Origin of the sequence: Paracoccus sp. MA, from assembly GCF_020990385.1 — a bacterium.
GTDB lineage: Bacteria > Pseudomonadota > Alphaproteobacteria > Rhodobacterales > Rhodobacteraceae > Paracoccus.
Genome location: NZ_CP087598.1, coordinates 230,001 through 251,663, shown reverse-complemented (window position 1 = coordinate 251,663; position 21,663 = coordinate 230,001). Strand labels below are relative to the sequence as shown.

Genomic DNA, 21,663 nt, shown 5'->3' with positions numbered 1-21,663 from the left:
ATGTTGATGCAGGTTTACGCCTATGTTGATGCAGGATTTTCTCCTCCGTGCAAAAGCAGCCAAATATGACAAAAAAGCTCGCTGTTCCCCATCCGGACCGCTGAGGCCACGCAAAGGCGGCAAGGGCCCGTTTCAGCAGATCCGCGGCAGTTGTTCACCCACGAGGCGGTCGACGATACGGCGCCCGCCGAAGGAGGTCACCATCTGCACACGGGCCGTATGGGCGCCCCCCTCGGATGCGGCGACGGCGCGGCCGATGATTGCGGCGCCCTGCCCTTCGGGGCGGGAACGCATCGCGGTCAGCGCGGCCTCAGCCTCGGCCTCGGGCACGAACAGGACCAGGGTTCCCTCATTGGCAAGATAGAGCGGATCAAGGCCAAGAATTTCGCAGACCCCGCGCACCTCGGGGCGCAGGGGCAACGCCTCTTCGCTGATCTCGATGCCGCATCCTGCCGCCAGCGCCATTTCATTCAGCGCCGCGGCAAGCCCTCCGCGGGTCGCATCGCGGGCGGCGCGGGTGCCGGGGGCGGCGGCCAGCACCGTCTCCATCAGATGCCCAAGCCCCTGACAGTCCGAGACCAGATCCGTCGACAGCGCCAGATCGCCGCGCGCCGCCAGAATGGCCGCGCCATGATCGCCCAGCACGCCATTGACCAGCACGACATCGCCCGGCCTGATCCGCGCCGCAGCCAGATCGCGCCCTGCCGGGATCACGCCGACGCCCGAGGTGGTGACGAACAGCCCATCCGCCGATCCGCGCCCGACGACCTTGGTGTCGCCGGTCACGATCCGCACCCCGGCAAGCGCCGCCTCGCGCGCCATCGAGGCGACCACGCGCTGCAACAGCGCGATCTCGCAGCCTTCCTCGAGAATGAACGCCGCCGACAGCCACAGCGGCCGCGCCCCGCCGACGGCCAGATCGTTCACCGTGCCGCAGACCGCCAGCTTGCCGATATCGCCGCCGGGAAATTCCAGCGGCGTGACCACGAAACTGTCGGTGGTCAAGGCCAGCCGTGCACCGGGTTCACACAGCGCATCCGCCGTCAGCCGCGCCTGATCCTCGCCCGAACTGGGCCCGAAGGCGGGAAGAAAGACGGTCTCGATCAGATCGGCCATCGCCTTGCCGCCACCGCCATGCGACAGGGTCACATGGCTGTCGCGCAGCGCTCCGAAAGCAATTGCGTTCATGGTCTGGCCCGCCTCCTATTCCGCCGCGACCCGCGCGCCTCCATATTGCCAATAGGCCGCGCAAGCCCCTTCCGAGCTGACCATCAGCGCCCCCAGCGGCATGTCCGGCGTGCAGCCCTTGCCGAAATGCGGGCAGGCTGTCGGCTTGAGCCGCCCCGTCATGACCGCACCACAGGCGCAGCCCTCGGGTTCCGGCGCCGGGTTGCGCGCCACTGCATAGCCGATGCCGAATTTTTCCTCGGCGTCGAAGGCTGCGTATTTCGGGCGGATGCGCAATCCGCTGGCGTCGATCTCGCCCAGACCGCGCCATTCAAAGCTGGGGCGCCGTTCATAGACATCGGCAATGGCGGCCAGACTGACCGGATTGCCCTCCTCGGGGACCACGCGGGCATATTGGTTTTCGACCTCGGCGCGCCCTTCGGCGATCTGGTCCAGCACCATCAGCACCGATTGCAGAAGATCGGTCGGCTCGAATCCTGCGACGACAAGCGGTTTCTGGAAATCCCGGGCAATGAAATCATAGGGATGCACGCCGATGACCATCGAGACATGACCCGGCCCGATGAACCCGTCCAGCACCATATGCGGATCCTTCAGCAGGGCGTGGATGGGTTCGGGCACGGTGATATGGTTGCAGAAGACGCTGAAATTGCCCAACCCTTCCCGCGCGGCCTGCTGGATGGCCAGCGCGGTCGAAGGGGTCGTCGTCTCGAAGCCCAGACCAAAGAACACCACGTCGCGTTCGGGGTATTTCCGGGCCAGAGCCAGGGCATCCAGTGGCGAATAGACCATGCGGATATCCGCCCCCGCCGCCCGCGCCTGTAACAGCGATTGCGACCGGCCCGGCACCCGCATCGCATCGCCAAAGGTGGTGAAGATCACGCCCGGACGCCTGGCGATCTCGATACATTCGTCGATCCGCGCACGCGGCAGAACGCAGACCGGACAGCCGGGGCCATGGATGAATTCCACGCCTTCATGCACCAGTTTGTCCAGACCATAGCGAAAGATCGAATGAGTGTGGCCGCCGCAGATCTCCATGATATGCACCGGCTTTTCGCGGCTGGTGCCGATCTGCTCGGCGCGGCGGGCAATCGCGGCCAGCAGCGCGCGCGCCGCTTTGGGATCGCGGAATTCCGAAGCGAATTTCATCGTGCCATCTCCCGGTCGGCTTCGGCCATCTGCTCAAGCGCCTCCTGCGCCTCGCCCAGTTCATGCAGCGCGGCCAGCGTGCGCGCCGCCTCGTCCTCGTCGATCAGGCTCATGGCGAAACCGACATGGATCAGCACCCAGCGGTCGATCAGCCCCTCGGGCGGCCCCTCGGCCACGCAGGCGATATTGACCTCGCGGCGCACGCCCGAGACCTCGGCCATGGCCATCATCCGCGCGGGATCGGTCATGGCGATGATGCGACCGGGAATTCCCAGACACATGGCTATTCCTCCTCTTCCGGGGTGGCCTGACGCTCGGCCGGGTCCTTGACGCCATAGCGGTCCAGCTTGGCGCGCAGGCCCACCCGCGACACACCCAGCTCGGCTGCCGCCCGGCTTTTGTTCCAGCGATGGCGGGTCAGCGTCTCGCGCAAGATACGCATTTCGATCAGTTCGACCCGCTCTTTCAGGCTGCCGGCGCCGGCAAGCACCGCCTGGGTCAGACGGCCGGCGCCATCCTCACCCGGCGGACCCTGCAGGATCGGGCGAGAGATCAGATCGGCGCCCAGAACGCTGTCTTGCGCAAGGATCAGCATCCGGGTGATCTCGTTCGACAATTCGCGCAGATTGCCGGGCCAGTCGTAACTTTCCAGAAATTCCAGCGCGGGCCCGTCAAAACCATGCACCAGCTTGCCATGACGGGCCGCCAGCTCGGCCAGCATGTGCTGGGCCAGCATGGCGATATCGCCGCGCCGCGCGCGCAGGGGCGGCACCGCAATTTCGGCCACCGCCAGAGCGTAATAGAGGTCGGCGCGAAACCGCCCTTCGGTCACCAGAGCCGCCAAATCCGTGCCGGCGCCGGCGATCAGGCGCAGATTGCTGGTCAGCGTCTCTTGCCCGCCGACCGGCGTGAAGCCGCGCCCGGACAGGATGCGCAAAAGCACAAGCTGCAATTCGGGCGGGATGGTCTCGATCCCCGACAGATACAGCGTCCCGCGATCCGCCTTTTGAATCAGGCCGATCCGGCTGGTTCCCCCGGCCACCGCCCCGCGCCGCGCGCCCAGCAGTTCGACCATGACCAGCTCATCGGGCATTCCGGTCAGGTCCAGCGCGTAAAAGGGCCGGTCCGCCCTCAGCGAGGCCAGATGCATCGCTTGCGCAAGCTGCTCCTTGCCGGTGCCCTGCTCGCCCGTCAGCAGCACCGGCACATCGAAGGCCGCATAGTGCCGCGCCGCATCAACCGTGGCGTTCATGGGCGAGTTGGGCGCACGCAGCACGCTGTCGAAGCCCTGCCCCTGACGCAGCGCCCGCCGGCGCTTTTCCAGCCGGGTTTCGGAGGTCGAGGCAAGACGGCGCATCTCCAGCGCCAGACGTTCATTCTCGCGCGCAAGATGGAAGAGCTGCGCCGCATTGCGCACCGCCATCAGCAACTGGTCGGGATGCCAGGGCTTGGCGATGAACTGGTGGATGCCGGCAAGATTGATCGCATCGACGATGGCCGAGGGATCGGTATAGCCGGTTATCAGAAGCCGCACCGTTTCCGGCCAGCGCTCGCGCAGCCCGGTCAGGAACTCCACCCCGGTCTGGCCGGGCATCCGCTGGTCGCAGACCACCACCTGCACCCATTCCTCCTCCATCAGCCGGGCGGCGGCGGCGGCATCCGGGGCGGTCAGGATTTCAAACTCATCCTCAAGCGCCATGCGCATCGCCGAAAGCGAATGCGGCTCGTCATCCACCAGCAGGACAAAGGGGCGCGGCGTGGGCATGGCTCAGGCCTTTGTCGCCAGACCGGCGCGCAGCCAGTCGATCCAGGCCTGCATCCCCTCGCCGGTGCGGGCCGAAAGGCGCAGGATGTCTATGCCGGGGTTCACCCGCCGCAGATTGGCCTCATAGACCTCGGGATCGGCATCGCAATGGGGGGCAAGGTCGATCTTGTTCAGGATGGCAAGCCTTGCGGCCGTAAACATATCCGGGTATTTCAAGGGCTTGTCTTCACCCTCGGTCACCGACAGGATCGCGACCTTGGCATCCTCGCCCAGATCAAAAGCCGCGGGGCAGACCAGATTGCCGACATTTTCGATGAACAGCAGCGAGGCCGGTTCCAGCCGCAGCGCATCCATCGCACCGCCCACCATCTGCGCATCCAGATGGCAGCCCTTGCCGGTATTGACCTGCACCGCCCGCGCGCCGGTGGCGCGGATCCGGTCGGCATCGTTCTCGGTCTGCTGGTCGCCCTCGATCACCGCCAGCGGTTGGCCTTCCAGCATCGAGATGGTCCGGCACAGCAACGTGGTCTTGCCCGAACCGGGCGATGAGACAAGGTTGACCGCAAAGGCTCGCAGCGCCGAAAGCACCCGCCGGTTGCCCGCAGCCAACCCGTCATTGCGGGCCAGAAGCGAGGTCTCGACTTCGATCAGCCGCTGCTGGGTCAGGCCCGGCACCGACAGACCCGCCGCGCCCGCGCCGTAGTCGTGATGGTGACCATGGCCCGGCGCATGGTCGTGATGATGATGGTGGTGGTGATCGCCGGAACCATGGTCATGCGCGTGACCATTCGCGGCATGGCTGTGCCCGTGGCCATGCCTCTGATCCTGCGCGTGCTCATGGGCCAGGCGCAGCCGGTGCGCCTCGTCATGGCTGATCTCGCGCCCGTCCACCGTCACCGTACTGCCGCAACCGCAAATCCCACACATCAGATCACCTCCATATCCCTGATCCGCATTTCGTCCCCCGTCTCGGGCATCAGCCTGCCACCGCCACAGAGGGGGCAGGGCGACAGGCGGTCGTCCAATTCCACCTGTTCGGCACAGTCGAAACACATTGCCCGGCCCGGCAGGTCGATCATTTCCAGGGCCGCGCCCTCGGCCGGGCTGCCGCGCATGACCACGTCAAAGGCAAAGCTCAGCGCGGCCTTTTCCACCCCGGCAAAGCGCCCGATTTCCAGCCGCATCCGGGTCACGCGGGAAAAACCGTGGCGGCGGGCCTGATCCTCGATAATGCCGCGGATCCCTTCGCAAAGCGACATCTCATGCATGGGGTCCGGCCTCCAGATGCAGAGGGATACAGGGATCAAGGATCATGGCAAGCAAAGGCGCCCGATCCGCCTTGTGCGGCGGAAGTGTCGCAAGGCTGGCCGCCAGCAGCCCGCCCGACATCAGCAGGTGATCGGTGGGCGTGCGGCGCGAAAAGCGGGTCACGATGCCGCCGGCCGCGCGCAGTTCAAGCGCGCAGAGACCACGCGAACAGGGCACCAGCGCCGCCCCTTGTGCCATCCGGCGGGGCGGCGGGAAAGCCCCGCGCGACAGGGTGTCGAGATCGACCAGCCGGGCCAGCAGATGCACCAGAGGCCCGTGACCATATGCGCCCCGCACCGCCATCAGCAGCGGATGTCCGGCATGGCGTGTGGCAAGGCTGTTCTCGACAGGGCCGTCGCCGAACGGATCCGTCATCGCCGGCAGATCGCTGACCGCCTCGCCCGGCGCGAAATGCCCCTGAACCGCCGCGACAAGGCGCGCAAACGGCGCGGGGCCCGCGCTCCATGCGGCCAGATCACCGGGTCCGGGCAGGCCATCCTGCCCGAAAAGCGCCACCCGCAGCGCGCGCCCCCCCGCCTGCCAGCCCTGCGGCAACGCCAGGGGCGCAAGCCCAAGCTGCGGCGGCAGATGCAGGCACAGCCTGGCCAGATGGTCGCGGATCATGTCGCGGCGCAGATCGTCCAGGGGCGGCAGCGGCAGCCCAAGCGCCAGCGCCATAGCCCATTCCTGCACGGACCGGCACAGGCCGAACAGGGCAGGCAGCATCTGCCTGACCTCATCCACCCTGCGCCCCGTCATCAGCGCATCCACCGCCAGCCCCGCCTGCGCCCCCGGCGCAAGGGCAAGCCCTCCGTCGCGGGGCAAAAGGCGAAAGCTGACGGCGGCAGAGATCATTCCACGCCCCCGGATATCTCCGGATCGTCGCCCTCTGCCGGAGCAGCGGCCAGCCCGCCGGTCAGCAGCGCCCGGCGCGTGGGGCGCGGATCGGGGATCGGTGCATCCGATGCCGGTCCGGCCTCGGATGCGGCCTCGGGCGGCGGCGCAAGCTCGGCCTCGCGGGCGGCGCGAATCTCGGCGGCGCGGTCGGTCCCGTCGCGGTTTTCGGGTTTGAACAGCTCGACCATCACCGCGCGCGCGACCTCGACGGCCTGCAACTGGCTGGTGAAATCCGCCATCGGCGAGAACAGCGAACAGGCCTTGTAAGGGCCGGTCATCTCACGGCTGTTATGGATGAATTCATATTCGCCCGAGGGAAAGGCGACCACCTCTTTCTCGCCCGCCTTCAGGGCCGACCAGTCGTGATCCTCGCCCGGCAGCCAGATCAGGTTCATGAACCAGGGCGCGATCAGCACCCCCAGAAAGCCGCCCTGCCAGGGACGAAAGGCCAGCGCCTCGACATGCAGCGCCTGATTGATGATCGGCACGTCGCGCATCTTTGCGTTGAAGACCTCGCGGAAGTCGGCGACCAGCCGAGCGCAGCGCCGCTCGATCTCGGCCGCGATCCGCATCTCGTCAGAGCCGGGATCCTCGCGCACGATGAACTGTTCCTTCGGCGCGTCGCAGCCGGGACATTTCCAGTCGGCGGGCAAGGCCGCGAACGGCGTGCCGGGCAGAACCTGCCGGTATTCATCCCCCTCGGCCGGGTCATAGCTGGTCCAGCAGATCTTGCATTCCATGATCGCCTGCGGGCTGATCCGATCATTGGCGCCCAGATAAGACCCCTCGAACCCGCCCCGTGCGGTCTCGACGCTCATCGGATCGCCCCCAGCACTTCACGAATGCGGCCCGCGCTATCCGCCAGATCCTCGGACGCGGCCAGCACCACCTCGGGCATGGCGGTCACCTCGAAGGTATCGAGGATCAGCACATCCATCGAGTTGAAGAACTGCACCCGCCACAGACGATCCTGCGCGGTCGCGGTGATGCGGCAATTGCCATAGCCGCGCGACAGGATGGTCACCGACCCCTCGCCCAGAGCCTGATCGAGCCAGAGCAGATCCTCTTCGGTATGCGGAAGCAGGGTCAGGTTCACCACATGCAGATCACCGGGGCTGCGCCATGACAGGGATTTGTCCATCAGTTCAGCCAGCAAGGCAGGGGCGTTCACCACCCCCGGCGCGCGCGGGGCCAGAGCCCCGATCGCCGGGCGCTGCGCATGGAACGCCCGCGTCAGGGCAAGCTGCGGCACGGGCGCGACCTCGACCCGGTCGATCCCCTCGGCCTTCAGCACCCAGACCCCGGCAAAGACGCTTTCCTGCACGGCCACCGCCGGCACGCCGCGCGCGCGCAGCGACACCTCGCCCTGACCCAGCGTTTCCGCCATCAGCGCCCGGTTGGCCACATCCAGCGCGGACAGATCGAACGACACCGGCGCCGCCCCCTGGGCCACACGATCGCAGGCCGCGGCGATTTCGACCAGCATCGCCAGCGCGGGCGCCAGAGGCGCGACATTCCCGACCTCGGGCAGATGCATGTCATAGGTGCGCATCCCGGAGGGCAGCGGCAGCCACTCCAGCCCCTCGCCATCGTCGGGCTGCGATCCGGGGCCGAAACCAACAGGGGGCAGGTGAAAATTCTGGGCCATTGTCTTTGCCTTTCAACCCGGCAGCGAGAGGATGTGGCTGGTGCGGGCGATGTAATCGTCCCAGTCGCGGATCTTCTCGATCGAGCCAAGATAAGAGGCATCGCGGAAGAACAGAAACCCCGGCGTTTTCAGCGCCCTGTGGGTTTCGCGGACCGTTGCTTCGATGGCGTCATCCACCACGGCGCAATCAAAGGCGTTCTGAAAGGCCATGCGCAGTTCCGGCAGGATCACCGCCGCGTCCACCGTCTCCAGATTGCGGGCGGGGTCGCCCGGAACGAACAGGCAATGCAGACCGGGGCGGGCGGTAAACTCTGCGACGTCATGCAACGAATGCAGGCGTGGCCAGCCGAATTCGGCCTCCAGCCGCGCCAGCAGCGGGTGCAGGGCGCCCCCGCCGGGGCTGTGCAGAATGTCGTGGGAATGGTCATGCATGGGTCAACCCGTTTTGCGGCCTGCGGCCAGCGCCGCCTGAAGATGGGACGGAAGCGCCGGGGTGCGACCCTCGAGATCGGCAAAGGCGCCCGAAGCGTCGCCCCCCGCCATGACCGCCCGTAACCCCTGCAATGCCGCCGCGATCCGTGCGGCGCGGTCAGCGTCGATCACCTCATGCGCCGTGCCGAGGAAGGTCAGCACCCAGTCGCCGGCTTGCGCATCGGCGGTCAGGCTGAGGTCGATCAGATCGCCGCCCTCGCTTTGCCCGGCGATGCCGTCGACCTGCGCCAGCCGCATCGGGATGCCCATGCACATCAGCCGGCCCCCGGGAAAAAGCGCGCATCGCCCTCGCGGCAGGCATCAGAGGCGGCGGGGCGGCCCGTCTCATAGGCCTCGCGCCGGATCGCCGGATCCGCAAGCTGGCCCGAGGTCGCACCCTCGCCGGCCTGAACGCCCCATTCGGCCAGCTTCGCCAGCGCAATCCCGATGGCAGGGTCGATCTGCGCGGCCACTTCGGGGCGGAGCCCTCCTCCGTAATCCTCCAGTTCGACCGGCTGGCAGCCAATCAGCATCAGCTGCGCCGGGCAACGCCCCAGCAGCTGGGCGGTGGCGATCACCTCTTGAAAGCCGGTCTGGTGCAGGCTCATTTTTTTGGCGCCCAGAAAGGCCGGAACCTCTGCCCCTTCGACCAGCTTCAGCGTGCCGGGGGGCAGTCCGTAATCCACCGCGTCAAAGACGATCAGCGCATCGGCTTCTTCCAGAAAGGGCAGCAGATACAGCCCCTGCGTGCCGCCATCAAGCAGCCTCACCCGTTCGGGCAAGGCATGGCGCGCGGCCATCTCTTCGACGCAGCGCACCCCGAAGCCCTCATCGGCCCAAAGCACATTGCCGATCCCCAGAACAAGGATATTTGCAGGCGCTTCCGCTGGCATCTGCCCCCTCCCCGAAGCATTGCTGGCAGGCGGTGCGGTCATGTGCCCCACCCCTATGGGCCGAAAGTATAGCCACCAGTTCCGAAAGCAGAGACAAAAAGTCGCAACCCTCGAAATTCCTTGCAAGATGATGATATAAAAATGAAATCCCGCCACTGCGGGCGGGATTTCTGGATATGGTGCGGCAAGTGACCTGCCGCCTTGCTCTGAAACCGGAAACGATCCTTCCAGTTGCTGCCAGCCGCGTTCAGTCGGGGCGATCATCCTTGAAGGTGCGGTGCCCCGAGATCATCGTCGAGACCATCGACTGGCGCGACATGATGTCTTCGCGGATCGCCACATAGATATGGATGATCATGAAGATCACGATCCACCACATGCCGATATGGTGCAGCGTGTGCAGGCGCTGGGTGTTCTGAACAAGGTCCTGGACCCAGCCGAAGACGGCATGGAACATGCTGTCCTTACCCGCCCCTTCGGCATACAGCGCAAATCCGGTGACGATCATGAAGGTCAGACCGACCGTCATGAACAGAAACATCGCAAGCTGCGCCAGCGGGTTGTGGCCGACATATTTCTTTGGCTCTTTTTCCAGAAAGAAATACCAGCGCAGCTCGAACAGCAGCTCTGCCCAGAACCGGCGCGAGAAGATCGGCACATAGAAAAGCTGCTTTGCATGGTGGTTGCCGATCAACGCCCAGTAGAGACGGCCGAAAAAGCCGACCGTCAGGATCATCGCGGCCGCGAAATGTGCAAAGCGGATATAGCCGAAGACAAACTGGTCATAGGCTTCGGCGATCTGCATCGAGGGCGGCGGGCTGCCGATCAGCCAGCCGGTCACGCACAGGACCATGATGCAGGCCGCGTTGATCCAGTGCCAGATGCGGACCGGCGCCTCGTAGACATAGACCGAGGTTTGCCGGCTGGCCCGATCAGGGGCGCCCAGAGGGCGACCCTCGAAGACAGGATCATCGCCGGAATGGATGTCGCTCATGGCATCACCCGGCGGCCATCAGGGCAAGGCCCGCCATGGCGATCCCGGTGCCGGTTGCCGCCTGCACCATTCTGGCCGCCGTGGCGTTCGAGATCGTGCGGGCGATGAAAATGCCGACGATATGCAGCGCCGCCGTCGAGATCAGGAAGCCAAGCATATAGCCTGCCGCATTGCCATGCGCCTCGGTCGCGTGGGCATGGCCATGGCACATGGCGAACAGGGCGATCGCGGCCAGCGAGGCAAAGGTGATCTGGTCGGATTGCCCGCGGCGCGAAAGCGCGGTCAACAGACCGAACGCCACGACCGACAGCACGATCCAGGTTTCCACCATCGGAATCGGGATCCCGGCCCAAGAAATCAACGCCCCCACGGCCATCGCGCCCATGAAGGTCGCCGCCCCCAGCCAGAAGCGATGCGGCAGGACAAAGCCCGACCACAGCCCCACCGCCAGCATTGCCAGCAGGTGATCCGGCCCAAAGATCGGATGCGAGAGCCCGGCCATGAAGCCCGAGGTCTCTCCGACCCCGGTATGGGCCAGAACTGGCGAGCCCATGAGTGCGGCCAGCGCGGCCAGCGTCAGTTTTTTCATTGGATCGTCCCTTTCTCAGCGAATTTTGACGGTGGCAAGCTCGTCGCCATCCGGTGACATGACATGGGTCGAGCAGGCAAGGCAGGGGTCGAAACTGTGCAGCGTGCGCAGGATTTCGACCGGCTCGTCCGGGCGTTCCATCGGCGTGTTCATCAGGCTGGCCTCGAAGGCCCCGATATTGCCCTGACTGTCGCGGGGCGAGCCGTTCCAGGTGGTCGGCACCACGCATTGATAATTCTCGATCCGGCCATCCTTGATGCGGATCCAGTGGCCAAGCGCGCCTCGCGGCGCCTCGGTCATGCCGACACCCTTGGCCTCTTTCGGCCATGTCGAGGGGTCCCATTTCTCGACATTGGCGGTGCTTTGATCGCCATTCTTGATGTTCCGCACCATCTTGTCGAAGAAATGCCGCTGCAGGCGCCCGCAATATTCCGATTCCAGCGCCCGCGCCGCCGTGCGCCCCAAAGTCGAGAACAGCGCCTCGAAGGGCAGATCCATGGTTCTCAGCAGGCCATCGACCTGATCCCTGATATCCTCGTGCCCCTTGGCATAGCCGACGATATAGCGCGCAAGCGGGCCGACCTCCATCGCGTGCCCCCGCCAGCGCGGCGCCTTGATCCAAGAATATTTCGCGGATTCATCCAGTTGTTCGATGCGGGTTTTCGTGCCCTTGTGGTTCGGCCCCAGCTCGAATTTCGGATTGGTTTCCCCGTCCCAGGGGTGCAGGCCGCGCCCCGGCTCGCCATAGGAATACCAGGAATGATCGACGAATTCCTGCACCTGCTCGGGGTCGCGCGGATCGACGTCATGCACCTCGTTGAGGTTGCCGTTGATGATCGCGCCGCGCGGCAGGTGCAGCTGCTCGGGCGAAAAATCGTTCGGGTTTTCGGGGATGTCGCCATAGGCCATGACCGCCTGCGACGACAGCCCACCCCCGTAAAGCCAGCTTTTGTAAAAGCCGCCAATGGCGATCACATCGGGAATATAGACGTTCTTGTTGAACTGGTCGCACAGGTCGATGATCGAGGAAACGAGGTTCAGCCGTTCCATATTGATCGCGCCGACCGATCCGGTGCCGTCGATATTGATCGGACAGGGCACCCCGCCCACCAGCCAGTTGGGATGCGGGTTCTTGCCGCCAAAGATCGTGTGGACCTTGACAATTTCCTTTTGAAGATCAAGCGCTTCCAGGTAATGCGTCGTCGCCATCAGATCGGCTTCGGGCGGCAGAAGATAGGCCGGATTGTCCCAATAGCCGTTCTTGAACAGCCCCAGCTGCCCGGATTCGACGAATTTCTTCAGCCGGTTCTGCACATCGCGGAAATAGCCCGGCGATGACATCGGATGCGAGGGCGAGACCATCTGCTGCAATTCGCTGGTCGCCTTGGGGTCGGCGCGCAGGGCATTGACCGGGTTCACCCAGTCCAGTGCATGCAGGTGATAGAAATGCACGACATGATCGTGTATCTCCAGCGCCAGCTGCATCATGTTGCGGATCGAATTGGCATTGTCGGGGATCATGATCCCAAGCGCATCCTCGACCGCACGCACCGAGGTCAGCGCATGGGTGCCGGTGCAGACGCCGCAGATCCGTTCGACAAAGGCCCAGGCGTCACGCGGATCGCGCCCTTTCAGGATCACCTCCAGCCCGCGCCACATCGTGCCGGTCGAGACCGCATTGCGGATGACCCCCTGATCGTCCACGTTGACCTCGCAGCGCATGTGCCCTTCGATCCGGGTGACCGGATCCACCACGATCCGGCGCCCGGAATTGTCGAGGGTAAAGCCATTCGGCGTGTTGATCGTCATGGCCTAGGCCTCCACCTTGTCCTGGGTCTTTTTCTGCGCCCGTTTCAGCGCCGAAATCGCGGCATGGACCGCAACGGCCCCACCGACCGCACCCGCCGCAACGCCGCCCAGCTTGTCAGCATTGGCCTCGACTCCGAAAGCCTTGATATTGGTCAGCCGGTCATAGAACGAACCCTGATCCCAGAACCCGTCTTCCGAGCAGCCGATGCAGCCATGGCCCGACTGGATCGGGAACGAGACACCCTCGTTCCAGCGCACGGTCGAGCAGGCGTTATAGGTGGTCGGGCCCTTGCACCCCATCTTGTAAAGGCAATAGCCCTTCTTGGCGTTTTCATCGTCCCAATGCTCGACGAACTGGCCGGCGTCGAAATGCGGGCGGCGATAGCATTTGTCGTGGATGCGCTGGCTGTAGAACATCTTTGGCCGGCCCTGGCGGTCAAGCTCGGGCATGCGGTCGAAGGTCAGCATATAGGTGATGACGCCGGTCATCACCTCGGCGATGGGCGGGCAGCCCGGCACCTTGATGATCGGCTTGTCCAGAATGACCTTGTGGACCGGCGTCGCCCGCGTCGGATTCGGCGCGGCGGCCTGAACGCAGCCATAGGACGCGCATGCCCCCCATGAAATAATCGCCTTGGCGTCCCTGGCCGCATGGCGCAGCTTTTCGACGAAGGGCTTGCCCCCGGTGATGCAATACATCCCGTCTTCGTTCAGCGGCGGGTTACCCTCGACGGCAAGGATATACTGGCCCTTGTATTTCTGGATGGTGTCCTCGAAGGCGGCCTCGGCGGCATGGCCGGCGGCGGCCATCAGCGTGTCGTCATAATCAAGGCTGATCATCGACAGCACGACATCCTTGGCCAGCGGATGGGCCGAGCGGATGAAGCTTTCCGAACAGCAGGTGCATTCCAGACCATGCACCCAGATCACCGGCGTGCGGGGCTTGGTTTCCATCGCATGGGCGATTTTGGGCACGAAGGCCGGGCCGAGGCCAAGCGCCGCCGCGGTCAGCGAGCAATATTTCATGAAACTGCGGCGGGTGATCCCCTGCCGGCGCATGACATCGTAGAAAGTCTCGATTTGCGACAAGACGTCCTCCTCCTCTCAGCCTGGCGGCCCGGCAGCGCGGACCTTCGCGTGGTCTTTCAACGCATGCCAAGGCAGGGGGGCGCAGGGCAATGACAGAATGTCGCAGATGAGGAATTGCATTTTATGGCGTCTTTTCAATCGACTGCCACAAATCCCGCGTGGCCCGGATGGTCAGGGTTCAGCCAGAGGACGCGCCCGCCGGTTACAAGCTTTTCGCCGCAGCCATGTGCTGCGCCGCAGCAACCAGCGCCTGACCGAAAGCAAGCCCGCCGTCATTGGCGGGGATCTGGCGATGCAGCAGGACCGGCAGACCGTCCAGCGCCGCCAGACATTCGCGCAACAGGAATGCGTTCTGTAACACGCCGCCCGACAGGGCCACCGCCCGCGCCCGGCCGCCCTGGACCAGCGCGCGGGCCGGCGCACAGAAGGCACGCGCCAGCCCGACATGAAAGGCCCCCGCCATGTCGCCCCGATCGCGCCCGGCCGCCAGATCGGCCGCGGCAGCGCGAAACATCGGCGCGGGGTCGATGATCCCATCCCGGCAGTCAAAGGGATAGGGCGCAGCAGGGCGCGCCATGGCCTCCAGCCGCATCGCGGCCTCGCCCTCGTAACTCTGCGCCCCGGCAAAGCCCGCCAGCGCCGCAAAGGCATCGAACAGCCGCCCGGCCGAGGATGATCGCGGCGCATTCACCCCCGCACCGACCGCCTGCCGCAGAAGGTCGCGGGGCGCGTCGGGGAACAGCCGGTCCGCCACGGCGGAAAGCCCCGCCTGATCCAGACGGGCCAGCGCATTGCGCCAGGGCTCTCGGCTGGCGCGGTCGCCGCCCGGCAGGGGGGCGGGGGCCAGATGGGCGAGGCGCTCGAACCCGGTGTAATCGCCCAGCAACAGCTCTCCGCCCCAGATCGTGCCATCCGGTCCAAGGCCAAGCCCGTCCATCACGATCCCGGCCACCGTGCCCCCGTCCAGCGGCCACAGATTATCGCCAAGACACGAGGCCAGATGCGCATGATGATGCCAGACCCGGATCAGCGGCGGGCCTGCGCCTTCGGCGGTGACCGTCGCGCGATAGCCCGGATGCGGGTCGCAGGCAGCCAGTTCGGGGACATGGTCGAACAGGGCCGCCAGATCGCGCAGCGTGCGGTCGTATTCCAGCGCGGTCTCGGCATCGTCCAGATCGCCCAGATGCTGCGACACCATCGCCTGACCGTTCTTGGTCAGGCAGATCGCCGCCTTCATCTGACCACCAAAGGCCAGCACCCGCGGCGCTGCGTCAAACCCCGGCGGCAAGGGCAGCGTGCCCGGCACCCGCCCACGGGCGCGGCGGATCACCATCGGCGGCTCGGCGCGCTCGACCCCGTCATCCAGCCGCCGCGCAATCTCGCGGTTGTGCATCAGGAAACCATCGGCAAAGCGCGCCAGCGCCTTGCGCGCCTCGTCATTGCCGGTGACCTGCGGGGCGCCCGAAAGATTGCCCGAGGTCATCACCAGCATCCCCCCGAAAGCGGTAATCAGCAGGTGATGCAGGGGCGTATAGGGCAGCATGACGCCAAGCGCGCGCATCCCCGGCGCCACATCCTCGGGCAATGTGCCCCGGGCGGGCACCAGCACCACCGGCGCCGCCGGGTCGCGCAACAATCGCCAGCAAGCCTCGGACGGCGTCGCATGGGCGCGGATCATCGCCTCGGTCCCCATCAGGGCAAAGGGCTTCGACGGCCGCCTTTTGCGCGCCCGCAACAGCGCCACGGCCCTGGCATTGGCCGCATCGCAGGCAAGGTGAAAGCCGCCCAGCCCCTTGACCGCGACGACCTGCCCCGCCTTCAGCGCCGCCACCGCCAATGCGACCGGATCGCCCGCGACCTCTTTTCCCCCGGCCTCATACCACAGGTTTGGGCCGCAGGCCGGACAGGCGATAGGTTGCGCGTGAAAGCGGCGGTCGGCGGGATCGGCATATTCGGCGGCACAATCGGGGCAAAGATCAAAGCCCGCCATCGTGGTACGCGCCCGGTCATAGGGCAGTTCGCGCAGGATCGTATAGCGCGGCCCGCAATGGGTGCAGTTGGTAAAGGCATAGCCCTGCCGCCTGCCGGGCGCAAAGATCTCGGCCCGGCATTCCGGGCAGGTCGCGGCATCGGGCGTGACCCGCGTTTCGGCGCCTGTGCCCGCGCTGGCCGCGATGGAAAACCCCTCGGGCATCGCGGCAAAAACCTGTGGCACGGCCTCGATCGCGTCGATTCTGGCCAGAGGCGGCCCATCCGCGCGCAAGGCCGCGATGAAATCGCCGCAATCCTGCGCGACCAGACGGATCAGGACCCCTTCGGCATCGTTCAGAACGTCGCCGCGCAACCCCGCCGCCCGCGCCAGCCGCCAGACAAAGGGCCGGAAGCCGACCCCCTGCACCTGCCCGCGCACCCGGATGGCGAAGCCCTGTTCCATGGTCGGCAAAGTCATATCCGGCGGGCGCTCCTTCCTCAATGCACCGTGCACACCATGCACGGGTCAAAGCTGCGCACCACATGCTGCACGCTGAGCGGGGTCGTCTCGCCCGGCTGGACCGCAAGCCCCTCAAGCGCCGCCTCGACCGGGCCGGGCACGCCGCCGGCATCGCGCGGACTGAAGTTCCAGGTGGTCGGAGCGACGATCTGATACGAGGCGATCCGCCCGCCTTCGATCCTCAGCCAATGGCCAAGCGCACCGCGCGCGGCCTCGACCAGCCCTTCGCCGATCCCGTCGCTGATTTTCAGGGGGCCGGCCATGAAGCGGGCCTCGGGCACGATCCCGCGCGCCAGATCCTCCATCAGAATCTGACTGCGCGCCAGTTCCAGCAGACGCCCCGCCACCCGCGCCAGCACCCCGCCGCCGCCGTTACCATCGCGGACCAGATCCAGCGCCAGCGGATGACCGTCAATCACCTGCCGGGCCAGCGCGCCGGTTTCCATGGTGCGCCCGGCCAGTCTGGGGGCCTTGCACCAGCTATAGGCGGTGTCGCGCATATCCTCGTCGGGATCGGTCACACCCTGGGCCGGATGCGCCGCAGGCCCCAGCATCCAGCTATGTGACAAATCCTCGCTGATCGCCGCGATGTCGAGAGGCTGCGCCCCGCCATCCCAGATGCCGGGGGCAAAGCCGTGGCCGCCCTCCAGCGGATAGGCGCCAAAGGACAGATAGCGCCCCGAGCCGCGCCCCAGATCCGCCAGATCCAGATCGGCGGCGATGCGCAGGAACAGGCCGGCATCGCCCCCTTGCCATCCCATCAGCGCCGGGACCGAGGAAAGGGCCGCGAAATCCTCGACCGCTGCCCCGAAGACCGTATCTTCCAGATAGCGGCGAAAGGCCGTCAGGCTGGCCAGAATACGCAGCCGGTCGCGTTCGGACGGGGCGCGCGTGACACCACCGGGCTGGATCGCCAGGGTATGCGGCCATTTCCCGGCCATCAGCCCAAGGACATGCAACAACCCGGCCCGCGCCTCGACCGCGCGTTTCAGGGCCGATCCCTCCATCGCCGTGAACCGGGCCACCGCCCGATCATACCAGCCCCGCGCCTGATATTGGGGTCTGGTGAAATCAGGCATGAAGAACAGGTTGAAATGCATCAGATGGTCCGAGACATTCTCGACCGCGTGGATCAGCGCGGCCATCCGCTCTCCCTGCGGTTCGGGAACCTCACCCACCGCCATGGCCAGCGCCCGCGCCGCCGCCGCCGACTGGCTGATCGAGCAGATGCCGCAAATCCGCGGCACGATGGTCAGCGCATCGCGCGGATCCTTGCCGGGCAGCATTCGCTCGAACCCGCGATAAAGCGGCGAGTTGATCCGCGCCGCGCTGACCCGCCCCTCTGCGATGTCCAGCCGGATCTCCAGATCGCCCTCGACCCGGTTGAACGGACCGACGATCAACTGCCCCTGCCCCGTTTCGCCCCCTGCCCCGCTCATCGGGGTTTTCTCAGCGTCGGTGGGGTGACGATACGATCAGCCACGGCATTCTTCGCGATCCGCTCGGGCGTGGCGGCCTTGGACAGCGAGGCCAGCGCCATGAACCAGGCCTTGGGCATATCGGTCGGCAGGCCAACCGGAATGCCGGCGATCTTGGGCGTGGCGGTGAACAGGTGGCGCGGCTCTTCAAATTCCGGCGCGGTGCAGTTGATGCAGGGATATCCGCCGCGCGTGCAACTGCCCTGACCATTCCAGGGCCGGATATTGCAATCGCCCACCGCCTGTGTGCCGATACAGCCCAGATGCTCCATCATGCAGCCCATTTCCGACAATGCGCGCGCGCTGGCCTTGTATTCGTAGAACTCGTTCTTCGGGCAGGCATGATGGACCAGATGATCGGCATAGAACCGGGGCCGGCCAAGCGCATCCAGATCCGAGGCCCCCAGCCTGCCCGCCGCCAGCATCAAAAGCGTCTCGGTCACCCAATCGGGATGGGTCGGGCAGCCGGCGATGTTGATGACCGGCAGACCGGCACGGGCGCGGAACGTGGCCGGCAGGGCGCCGCCGGGATGGGCGCCGTCATATTGCACCCCCACCGCATCCGAGGGGTTGCCCCCTGCCGTGGTCACGCCGCCATAGGTCGCACAGGTGCCCACCGCCACCACATGGGCCGCCAGCGGCGCCAGGTCCCGCAACCAGTCCAGCAACGGACGCCCGGTGCCCGACAGGATCTGATAGCGTCCGGTACCACGCGGCCCGCGCGCGATCGCGCCCTCGACGCAGAGAATATCCAGTGGCACCTCGCCCGAAACAAGGCTGGCCAGAATCCCGCGCACCTCGGCGCCGCTTTCAAGGCTCAGCGCCGGATGCCACAGAAAGGTCAGCCCCGCCCCGGCAAGCAGGTCAAAGACATTCGGCCCCTCGGCACACAGCAGCGACATGGTGCAGCCACCGCAACCGGCGCTTTGCAGCCACAGAATGTTCATGCGTCCTCTCCTGCCAGCGGCAGCTCCAGCCGAAACAGCGCGCCACCACCGGAGGCGGGGCTGTAACTCAGCCTGCCGCCATGATCCTCGGCGATCTTGAGGCTGATCGACAGGCCAAGTCCGGTGCCTTTTCCCACGGGTTTCGTGGTGAAGAACGGGTCAAAGATCATCGCGGCCGTCGCCTCGTCGATGCCCGGACCGTTGTCGTGGATGTCCAGCACGCCACGGCCTTCCTCGCGCATGATCCGCAGGGCGATCTGCGGGGCTGCGGTTTCCGAAACCGCATCCAGCGCGTTCTGCACCAGATTCATCACCACCTGCTGAATATGGCCCGTATGCCCCAGAACCATCACCGGCCCTTCGGCATGGATCTCGGGCACGGTGCTGTGGCCGGCCCCGCGCATGATCCAGAAGGCGGCGGTGCGGGCGGTCTCGACCAGGTCGAAGGCCGCCATCTCTCCGCCCCCGTCCGAGGACAGGCGGCGCAGATCCTCGACGATATCGCGCACTCTTTCGGCCCCCTCGCGCGCGCCCTGCACCGCCTCGCGCAGGTTGCGCAACTCGCGGTCCAGCCGCAATTCCTCCCGCAGGCGGACCAGTTCATCCCTGTCTGCCCCGGCCTGAACCCGCTCGAAATAGGTCTCGAACTTGGCGGCATAGCGTTCCAGCGCATGGGCATTGGCATAGACAAAGCTGATCGGATTGTTCAGCTCATGCGCCACCCCGGCCAGCAAACGCCCCAATGAGGCCAGCTTCTCGCCATGGACCAGCTGCGCCTGAGCGGCCTTCATCTCGGCATGGCTGCGTTCAAGCTGGGCATAGGCGCGGCGCAATTCCCCCACCGGACGCCCCGTCAGCACCAGCCCCTCGATCCGGCCGCGATCATCGAGGCGCGGCGACAGGACCGCCTCGACCGGGGCCGGCTCACGCGAACTCACAAGCGAAAGCTCCATCCGCCCCGGCGCCCGCGTGCGCGCAATCTCCGCAATCAGGGCCGAAAGACCCGCGCGATCCTCTTCGCGCACCAGATCCGCCACGCTCCGGCCGACCAGGGCCGCGACAGGCAGCCCGGTGCAGACACAGGTCGAGGCATTGACCTCATCCACCCGCCCGTCGCGATCCAGCACGATCAGCACATCGGAAACCGAGGTGATGACCGAGGACAGGAACTGACGCAGCGCCTCAAGCTCGCGGTTCTGGGCCTCAAGCCGCTCCTGATGTTCGATCAGCTCGGCATAGGTGCGATCCACCGCAATCAGCACATCGGACCAGGCCGCATCCGTCAGCGCAGCACCCGCCCTGTCGTCCTTTGCGTCCATTGCCCGTGGCATCTGCAATCCTCTTCCCCTCCTTGCGCATCTTTCCATCCTGCATGTCAAGCCTGGTAGTATCCCAAGCCTATGCTGCACCCGGGCGGCGGACTACGACTTATCTGCGCTCGCTGGCCTTCTCGCGGACGCATCAAGCGTCAGGAACCCATCAATTCAATGAAGTGGGGTCATCAATTACCCGTCGACGACTTCCATCACGTTAATGTGACCCCGCCGATCTTGCGACGTGGTTTCCGCGCAACTGCTTCCGATATGCTTCCGGAGTGTTTTTTGCTCAAATGCAAAAGACCTCCCGAAGGAGGCCTAATGCACTGATATCTATCAGTAATTTTGGTTGCGGGGGCAGGATTTGAACCTGCGGCCTTCAGGTTATGAGCCTGACGAGCTACCGGGCTGCTCTACCCCGCGGCATTTTTTGCGGATCGTTCTGATACGCTCTGCTTCGTTCATGAGAGACGGATCGCTTCTTTTCAGGTCTGGCGGTGACCTACTCTCCCACGTCTTTTGACGCAGTACCATTGGCGCGACGGCACTTAACGGCCGAGTTCGGGATGGGATCGGGTGTTTTGCTCGTGCTTTGGCCACCAGACCGGAAAAGGAGCGATCGGCGTTTTCCGGTTCTTCTGGGAACCTGGAAAGACATTGTCCAAGGATGCTTTTGGAAGAAGGTCTGCCTTCTTCCGGATCAAATCAAGCCAATCGAGCCATTAGTACCGGTCAACTGAACGCATTGCTGCGCTTACATCTCCGGCCTATCGACGTGGTGGTCTTCCACGGCTCTCAAGGGATACCTTGTTTTGAGGGGGGCTTCACGCTTAGATGCCTTCAGCGTTTATCCTGTCCGTTCATAGCTACCCAGCACTGCCGTTGGCACGACAACTGGTCCACCAGTGGAACGTTCACCCCGGTCCTCTCGTACTAGGGGCAACTCCTCTCAAGTATCCTACACCCACGGCAGATAGGGACCGAACTGTCTCACGACGTTCTAAACCCAGCTCACGTACCTCTTTAAATGGCGAACAGCCATACCCTTGGGACCTGCTCCAGCCCCAGGATGAGATGAGCCGACATCGAGGTGCCAAACGATGCCGTCGATATGGACTCTTGGGCATCATCAGCCTGTTATCCCCAGCGTACCTTTTATCCGTTGAGCGATGGCCCTTCCACTCGGGACCACCGGATCACTATGGCCGACTTTCGTCTCTGCTCGACTTGTCAGTCTTGCAGTCAGGCTGGCTTCTGCCATTGCACTCAACGAGCGATTTCCGACCGCTCTGAGCCAACCTTCGCGCGCCTCCGTTACTCTTTGGGAGGCGACCGCCCCAGTCAAACTACCCACCACGCAGGGTCCCGGACCCGGATAACGGGCCGCGGTTAGACATCAAGAGTGCGAAGGGTGGTATCTCAAGGATGGCTCCACGGGAACTGGCGTCCCCGCTTCGATGCCTACCACCTATCCTGCACATCGCAATCCTGATGCCAGTGCGAAGCTATAGTAAAGGTGCATGGGGTCTTTCCGTCTAACCGCGGGAAGTCTGCATCTTCACAGACAATTCAATTTCGCTGAGTCCACATTTGAGACAGCGGGGAAGTCGTTACGCCATTCGTGCAGG

The 21,663-nt window shown here is 65.2% G+C and carries 20 protein-coding genes, 1 tRNA gene and 2 rRNA genes (1 of these 23 cut by a window edge); all 23 read right to left on the bottom strand.

What is annotated here, in order from left to right:
- Positions 1-132: 132 nt before the first annotated feature.
- Positions 133-1,188: a hydrogenase expression/formation protein HypE gene (gene hypE / locus LOS78_RS08280; protein WP_230377929.1), complete on the bottom strand. Its 1,056-nt coding sequence runs from the start codon at positions 1,186-1,188 to the stop codon at positions 133-135.
- A gap of 15 nt (positions 1,189-1,203) precedes the next feature.
- Positions 1,204-2,340: a hydrogenase formation protein HypD gene (gene hypD / locus LOS78_RS08275; protein ID WP_230377928.1), complete on the bottom strand. Its 1,137-nt coding sequence runs from the start codon at positions 2,338-2,340 to the stop codon at positions 1,204-1,206.
- Positions 2,337-2,621, bottom strand: a complete 285-nt coding sequence (hypC, locus tag LOS78_RS08270; protein ID WP_230377927.1) for a HypC/HybG/HupF family hydrogenase formation chaperone — start codon at positions 2,619-2,621, stop codon at positions 2,337-2,339. Before hypC ends, hypD begins: the two co-directional genes overlap by 4 nt.
- A gap of 2 nt (positions 2,622-2,623) precedes the next feature.
- On the bottom strand, positions 2,624-4,105 hold the full coding sequence (locus LOS78_RS08265; RefSeq protein ID WP_230377926.1) for a sigma-54 dependent transcriptional regulator: 1,482 nt from the start codon (positions 4,103-4,105) through the stop codon (positions 2,624-2,626).
- 3 nt (positions 4,106-4,108) lie between these two features.
- On the bottom strand, positions 4,109-5,032 hold the full coding sequence (hypB, locus tag LOS78_RS08260) for a hydrogenase nickel incorporation protein HypB (protein ID WP_152367888.1): 924 nt from the start codon (positions 5,030-5,032) through the stop codon (positions 4,109-4,111).
- Positions 5,032-5,373: a hydrogenase maturation nickel metallochaperone HypA gene (gene hypA / locus LOS78_RS08255; RefSeq protein WP_230377925.1), complete on the bottom strand. Its 342-nt coding sequence runs from the start codon at positions 5,371-5,373 to the stop codon at positions 5,032-5,034. Before hypA ends, hypB begins: the two co-directional genes overlap by 1 nt.
- Positions 5,366-6,268, bottom strand: a complete 903-nt coding sequence (locus LOS78_RS08250) for a hydrogenase expression/formation protein HupK (protein ID WP_230377924.1) — start codon at positions 6,266-6,268, stop codon at positions 5,366-5,368. Before LOS78_RS08250 ends, hypA begins: the two co-directional genes overlap by 8 nt.
- Complete coding sequence (gene hybE / locus LOS78_RS08245; RefSeq protein ID WP_230377923.1) at positions 6,265-7,128, bottom strand: [NiFe]-hydrogenase assembly chaperone HybE; 864 nt, start codon at positions 7,126-7,128, stop codon at positions 6,265-6,267. The genes LOS78_RS08250 and hybE overlap by 4 nt, the downstream gene beginning before the upstream one ends.
- The gene (locus LOS78_RS08240; RefSeq protein ID WP_230377922.1) at positions 7,125-7,958 is read right to left on the bottom strand and encodes a hydrogenase expression/formation protein; all 834 of its coding nucleotides are present in this window, start codon (positions 7,956-7,958) and stop codon (positions 7,125-7,127) included. Before LOS78_RS08240 ends, hybE begins: the two co-directional genes overlap by 4 nt.
- Before the next feature lie 12 nt (positions 7,959-7,970).
- Complete coding sequence (locus LOS78_RS08235) at positions 7,971-8,390, bottom strand: hydrogenase accessory protein (RefSeq protein ID WP_152367892.1); 420 nt, start codon at positions 8,388-8,390, stop codon at positions 7,971-7,973.
- 3 nt (positions 8,391-8,393) lie between these two features.
- The gene (locus LOS78_RS08230; protein ID WP_011749370.1) at positions 8,394-8,705 is read right to left on the bottom strand and encodes a HypC/HybG/HupF family hydrogenase formation chaperone; all 312 of its coding nucleotides are present in this window, start codon (positions 8,703-8,705) and stop codon (positions 8,394-8,396) included.
- Positions 8,705-9,322 (bottom strand): HyaD/HybD family hydrogenase maturation endopeptidase, encoded by a 618-nt coding sequence (locus tag LOS78_RS08225; protein ID WP_028714008.1) that lies wholly within the window; start codon positions 9,320-9,322, stop codon positions 8,705-8,707. The genes LOS78_RS08230 and LOS78_RS08225 overlap by 1 nt, the downstream gene beginning before the upstream one ends.
- 247 nt (positions 9,323-9,569) lie before the next feature.
- Positions 9,570-10,316, bottom strand: a complete 747-nt coding sequence (gene cybH, locus LOS78_RS08220) for a Ni/Fe-hydrogenase, b-type cytochrome subunit (protein WP_152367893.1) — start codon at positions 10,314-10,316, stop codon at positions 9,570-9,572.
- Positions 10,317-10,320: 4 nt separating this feature from the next.
- Entirely contained in the window at positions 10,321-10,905 is a 585-nt protein-coding gene (locus LOS78_RS08215) for a HupE/UreJ family protein (protein WP_230377921.1), read from the bottom strand.
- Positions 10,906-10,920: 15 nt separating this feature from the next.
- Positions 10,921-12,714, bottom strand: a complete 1,794-nt coding sequence (locus LOS78_RS08210) for a nickel-dependent hydrogenase large subunit (RefSeq protein WP_152367895.1) — start codon at positions 12,712-12,714, stop codon at positions 10,921-10,923.
- 3 nt (positions 12,715-12,717) lie between these two features.
- A complete protein-coding gene (locus LOS78_RS08205; protein WP_147428525.1) occupies positions 12,718-13,803 on the bottom strand; it encodes a hydrogenase small subunit in 1,086 nt (361 codons plus the stop codon).
- A gap of 202 nt (positions 13,804-14,005) precedes the next feature.
- Positions 14,006-16,252 (bottom strand): carbamoyltransferase HypF, encoded by a 2,247-nt coding sequence (hypF, locus tag LOS78_RS08200; RefSeq protein WP_371824719.1) that lies wholly within the window; start codon positions 16,250-16,252, stop codon positions 14,006-14,008.
- 20 nt (positions 16,253-16,272) lie between these two features.
- The gene (locus LOS78_RS08195) at positions 16,273-17,733 is read right to left on the bottom strand and encodes a nickel-dependent hydrogenase large subunit (protein ID WP_152367897.1); all 1,461 of its coding nucleotides are present in this window, start codon (positions 17,731-17,733) and stop codon (positions 16,273-16,275) included.
- A complete protein-coding gene (locus LOS78_RS08190) occupies positions 17,730-18,719 on the bottom strand; it encodes a HupU protein (protein WP_147428530.1) in 990 nt (329 codons plus the stop codon). Before LOS78_RS08190 ends, LOS78_RS08195 begins: the two co-directional genes overlap by 4 nt.
- Complete coding sequence (locus LOS78_RS08185; RefSeq protein ID WP_147428532.1) at positions 18,716-20,050, bottom strand: ATP-binding protein; 1,335 nt, start codon at positions 20,048-20,050, stop codon at positions 18,716-18,718. The genes LOS78_RS08190 and LOS78_RS08185 overlap by 4 nt, the downstream gene beginning before the upstream one ends.
- Before the next feature lie 331 nt (positions 20,051-20,381).
- Positions 20,382-20,458: transfer RNA gene (locus tag LOS78_RS08180), tRNA-Met, on the bottom strand.
- Between the two features lie 66 nt (positions 20,459-20,524).
- Positions 20,525-20,639, bottom strand: a 5S ribosomal RNA gene (rrf, locus tag LOS78_RS08175).
- 97 nt (positions 20,640-20,736) lie between these two features.
- Positions 20,737-21,663, bottom strand: a 23S ribosomal RNA gene (locus LOS78_RS08170); it runs 1,910 nt beyond the window's last position.